5 protein-coding genes are annotated in these 4497 nt (G+C 73.6%); all 5 read left to right on the forward strand.

Features of this window, described 5'->3' with window-relative positions; genetic code table 11:
- The coding region (locus ACOV8S_RS25385) for a hypothetical protein (RefSeq protein ID WP_448320549.1) at positions 1–892 on the forward strand (892 nt) is incomplete at its 5' end.
- 164 nt (positions 893–1056) lie between these two features.
- Positions 1057–1815, forward strand: coding sequence for a YcnI family copper-binding membrane protein (locus ACOV8S_RS25390; RefSeq protein WP_448320550.1), 759 nt, complete (start codon positions 1057–1059; stop codon positions 1813–1815).
- A gap of 101 nt (positions 1816–1916) precedes the next feature.
- Positions 1917–2564, forward strand: a complete 648-nt coding sequence (locus ACOV8S_RS25395) for an SCO family protein (RefSeq protein WP_448320552.1) — start codon at positions 1917–1919, stop codon at positions 2562–2564.
- Entirely contained in the window at positions 2564–3055 is a 492-nt protein-coding gene (locus tag ACOV8S_RS25400; RefSeq protein ID WP_448320868.1) for a copper chaperone PCu(A)C, read from the forward strand. The genes ACOV8S_RS25395 and ACOV8S_RS25400 overlap by 1 nt, the downstream gene beginning before the upstream one ends.
- A gap of 12 nt (positions 3056–3067) precedes the next feature.
- A partial coding sequence (locus tag ACOV8S_RS25405; RefSeq protein ID WP_448320554.1) for a copper resistance CopC/CopD family protein occupies positions 3068–4497 on the forward strand: 1430 nt, incomplete at its 3' end.

The following is a 4497-nucleotide window of genomic DNA, read 5'->3' on the forward strand; positions in this document are numbered from 1 at the left end:
GGACGAGTGGGATGATGGGCCCGCCATGACTGCCCTCCACCAGCGCACGGCGCACACCGGGGACGACCTCCGGTACCCGAGGGCCGCGGCCTTCGCCGCGGTCTGCGTCGTGCTGGCCGGAGGAGGGCACGTCCTCGCGTCCTCGGCCTCGCATCCGGCCGTCCCCTCCTGGTGGACCTGGGCCGTCGGTTTCCTCCTCGTCCTGGTGGCCGCCCTGCCGTTCGCCGGGTGCGAGCGGAACCGTTCACTGCCCCGGATCACCGGGTTCCTGGTCGTCTGCCAGCTGGTCCTGCACACCCTCTTCGCCCTGGGCCCGCAGTCCATGGCCGGTGGCAGGCACGGCGCCGCGGGCATGGGGGCCGGCGGCGCCGCCGACCCGGCGGCGGTGGTGGACCGCGCCTCCCGCATCGTGTGCGGCGCGAACCGGCTGTCCGCGGAGGAGGCCCGGCAGATACTGATCGACGCCGGACTCGGCCGTGACCTCGCGGAGTTCGCCCGTCTGAGCGCCGGCAGCGGCCACGGCCACCCGCACACCGGTTCTTCCGACGCCTGGCTCAGCGTGCTGCCCTCGCTGCCGATGCTGCTCGGGCACACGCTGGCCGGGCTGGCCGCGGGCTGGTTGCTGCGCCGTGGCGATCTGGCGCTGCTGCGGCTGGTGCGGCTCGCCGGACAGGACCTGTCCGGCCGGCCGGCCGTGCTGCGGCCGCTGCTCGCCGCCCTGGCGCTGGCGCGGGCCCTCTACGCCGGTCCGTCCGGCGCCCACGAGCGTCCGCAGGTCCCGACGGGCTCCGTCCTCGACGACGTCCCGGCGCCCTCGACCGCGCCCCTCCAGCACGCGGTGATCAGGCGCGGCCCGCCCGCCCCGGTCCGCACCCTCGCCCTCGCCGCCTGACGCGACGCCCCTCTCCGTCCCCGCGCACGGCCTGTCGACCCCCGTCGACGGGGCCTTCCGTGGTCGCCGGATCCGGACCGGACGCCGCCGTCACGCGGCCCGGCGCGCCCTGCGCGCGTCGTCCGACCGAATCCACCGTGTGAATCCGGAAGTGGAGTGTGCCCATGAAGGCATCCCGTATCGCCGCCGCCGTCGCCGCGGCCGGCGCGTCCGTCCTGCTGCTCTCGTCCCCGTCCTTCGCCCACGTCAGCGTGCAGCCGGAGGGCGCCGCGGCCAAGGGCGGCTACGCCACCGTGGCGTTCAAGGTTCCCAACGAGCGCGACAACGCCTCGACCACCAAGCTCGAGGTCAACTTCCCGGCGGACCACCCGCTGGCCTCCGTGATGCCGCAGCCCGTCCAGGGCTGGGACGTGAAGGTGACCCGGAGCAAGCTCGACAAGCCGCTCGACCTGCACGGCCGTCAGGTCGACGAGGCCGTCACCAAGATCGTCTGGACCGCCGAGGACAAGAAGAAGGGCGGCATCTCGCCCGGCTTCTTCCAGAAGTTCCCGGTCTCGGTCGGCCCGCTGCCCGAGGACGCCGACGAACTCGTCTTCAAGGCGCTCCAGACGTACTCGAACGGCGAGGTCGTACGCTGGATCGAGCTCCAGGAGGAGGGCCAGGAGGAACCCGACAGCCCCGCCCCGGTGCTCGCGCTCTCCGCCGCCGCCGAGGACGGGCACGGCCACGGCGACAAGAAGAAGAACCAGGCCGCCTCCGGCAGCGAGGCCAAGGCCGACCGGGCCGGCCACTCCGACGGCCACACGAAGCACGCCGCCTCCCACAGCACGGACACCACCGCCCGTGTACTGGGCGTGGTGGGCATCGTCGTGGGCGTCGCCGGCGTCGCCTTCGGCGTCCTGGCCCGCCGTCGCACGGCCTGACCGCCGTACGCCTGACCGACCCATCCAGCCCTACGGCCGTCGCCGGGACGCGTACGCACGTGTCCCGGCGGCGTCCGGGTCCACCACCGGGACAAGACTCCATGCGCAAGAAGAAGTTCACCGCGGCCGCCCTGCTCGCCGCCACCGCCCTCACCCTGTCCGCCTGCACGTCCGGCTCCGAGGAGCCGAGCACAACGGTGAGCGAGGTGGCTCCCGACGACAAGGCGGCCACCGTCCTGGACACGCCCTTCGAGAAGCCCGACCTGGTGCTCACCGGCACCGACGGCAAGGAGTTCGACCTCCGCGAGGAGACGAAGGGCAGGCCGACGCTGATCTACTTCGGCTACACCCACTGCCCCGACATCTGCCCGCTGACCATGAACAACCTGGCGGTCGCCAAGAAGTCGCTGACCAAGGCGCAGCAGGACGAGCTGCGCGTCGTCTTCGTCACCACCGACCCCGGCCGTGACACCCCTGCGGAACTCGGTTCCTGGCTCAAGGGCATCGACTCCGACATCGTCGGTCTGACCGGGGACTTCGCCACCATCCAGGCCGGTGCGCGCACCGTCGGCATCTCCGTCGAGAAGCCCGTGGAGAAGAAGGACGGCAACTACGTCTCCACCCACGGCACCCAGGTGATCGCCTTCTCCCCGAAGACCGACCAGGGATACGTGCTCTACGGCGAGGACGCCACCGTCGGCGACTGGTCCGCCGACCTGCCCGAGCTGATCAAGGGCGAGAACCCGTGATCCGCACCGCTCCCGGGCGTCCGGTGCGCAGGTGCGCGGCACGTGGCCGCCGCCTGGCGCTCGCCGCCGTCGCCGCGCTCGCCCTGCCGCTGTCGGCCTGCGGAGCGTCGGACGGCCCCGACCTCACCGTCGAGGGCGCCTACATGCCGCAGCCCGTGACCGACGAACTGGCCGCCGGCTTCCTGACCGTCGTCAACGACGGCGACCGGGCGGCCGAGCTCACCGGGGTCTCCAGCGACCTGGCCGCCCGGGTCACCGTGCACGAGACGGTCGACGGGACGATGCGCCCCGCCGCGTCCGTCGACGTGCCCGCCGGCGGGCGGCTGACGCTCGAGTCCGGCGGCACGCACCTGATGTTCGAGGACCTGACCCGACGGCCGGCGAAGGGCGAGACGGTCACCGTCGAGCTCCGCTTCAAGGACGCCGACCCGGTCACGGTCGACATGCCGGTCCAATCGGCCACCTACACACCGTCGCACCACCGGCACTAGGGAGGGACCACCGTGACGCCGACCACCGCGCCCCGCACGGCGACCACCGCAGGACCGCGGATCGCACGTGTACTGGTACTGCTGCTGCTCACCATGGCCGGGCTGTTGCTGGCCGGGGCCGGTCCGGCGTCGGCGCACGCCGCGCTCACCGGCAGCGACCCGAAGCAGGGGGCGGTGGTCAACCGCGCTCCCGAGCAGGTGACGCTCACCTTCTCCGAGAAGGTCGCCGTCTCCGCCGACTCCGTCCGGGTGCTCGACCCCGAGGGCAACCGGGTGGACACCGGCAAGGCTCCGTCCGTCGACGGGACCAGCGTGCGGGTGAAGCTGCACGAGGGCCTGCCGTTCGGCACGTTCACGGTGGCCTACCAGGTGGTGTCCGAGGACAGCCACCCCGTCGCCGGCGCCTACACCTACTCGGTGGGCGCCCCCTCGCAGACCTCGGTGACCCTGTCCGAGCAGTCCGCGGGCGGCGGGGTCGTGGGCACCCTGTACGACGTGGCGCGCTACGTCTCCTACGCCGGGTTCACGGTACTGGTGGGCGGCGCGGCCTTCGTGCTGATCTGCTGGCGGCGGGGCGCCGGGGTGCGCGCGCTGCAGCGGCTGGTGGTGGGCGGCTGGCTCGCCCTCACCGTCGGGACGCTGGCGCTGCTGCTCCTGCGCGGGGCGTACATCGGCTCCGGGAAGCTCGGCGACGTCGCCGACATGGGCCTCCTCGCCCAGGTGTTGCGGAGCAGCACCGGGGCGGCGCTGGTCTGCCGGCTGCTGCTGCTCGCGGTGGCCGCGCTGTTCGTGGCAATCCTCTTCGGCACGTACCAGCGGCGCGAGGACGGTGCGGAGAAGCGGGACCTGTCGTTCGGCCTGGCGGTGGGCGGCGTGGTCGTCGCCGCGGGTCTCGCGGCGACCTGGGCGCTGTCGGAGCACGCCTCGGCGGGGCTGCAGCCGGGGATCGCCATGCCGGTGGACGTGATCCACCTGCTCGCGGTGGCGCTGTGGCTGGGCGGGCTCGCCGCCCTGCTGGTCGCGCTGTACCGGCGTTCCGCGGAGATCACCGTGGAGAGGGCCGCGGTGCACCGCTTCTCGCGGGTGGCGTTCCTCTCGGTGGCGGCGCTGGCGGTCACCGGCGTCTACCAGTCCTGGCGCCAGGTCGGCTCCTGGGACGCGCTCACCAGCACGTCGTACGGGCGCCTGCTGATCGTCAAGGCGGGGCTGGTGGCCCTGCTGGTGGGGATCGCCTGGATCTCCCGCCGCTGGACCCGTCGCCTCGACGACCCCGAGGCGGAAGGTGTCGCGGGGGCGGAACCTGCCGAGGGAGCCGAGGACGCCCAGGAGGCCGACGAGCGCACGGCCGAGCCCGGGCAGCAGGCCGCGGAGTCCGGGTCGGCCAGCCCGGCCAGGACCGCCGGGGCCGCGGCCACCGATGAGCCGGGGGTGCGGGCCGGGGC

The organism is Streptomyces sp. CO7, assembly GCF_053474865.1.